The organism is Vibrio sp. Y176, from assembly GCF_033438945.1.
The window spans coordinates 1-603 of record NZ_JAWOQS010000802.1 but is presented as its reverse complement, the minus strand read 5'-3'; the positions used below and the strand labels follow the sequence as shown (position 1 = coordinate 603).

Below are 603 nucleotides of genomic sequence, written 5' to 3'. Positions count from 1 at the left end.
TGCAACATACGTCGCTTGCGCGGCTTGTTTACTCGTCGCGTCATTGACTTCGACCACATTTGTGATATCACCAACCAGATCGGCTTTGACCACGCCTTCTACATGCAGCTTGACGCTATGATCAGGGTGAATATTGTAACGAACTTGATAACCGTTATCGCCCGTTACTTCTGAGCCCGACACAGCTTGAGTTAAGCTCGGATCCGTTCCATCTACGCTAACGCTGACATCCGACCAACCCTCAAAGGCACGAAGAGGCAAGGCAGATCCTGCTTTTTCAGTACGAATGGTTTTCCACAAATCCGCAATCAATACGTCAGTTGCATAGCCGCTGCCAGTGTTTTTCACCTCAATGTCGTAACCAATAGTGTCGCCCGGATGGTAGATAGCCGCTGGATCGGTAGTGATTTTCGTGCCGGCCAAATTGCCCGGTTCAGGAACGATCACTTTTTCGCGTAAGTTATACGTCACATAGCACGAGCCACTGCTTAACTTCCCTTGCAACTGGTTGGTAAACTCGCCAACCGCGTCGTCACGCACGTGCCCTACCACCTCAATGAGAACCTCGGTATAGGTGTCATCTGGCGCTTTGCCACCCATCTG

Annotated in this window: 1 protein-coding gene; it reads right to left on the bottom strand. The window is 50.7% G+C overall.

The features are described 5' to 3' along the window. On the bottom strand, nucleotides 1-603 hold a 603-nt coding region (locus tag R7O13_RS28740), incomplete at both ends, for a hypothetical protein (protein WP_318305445.1).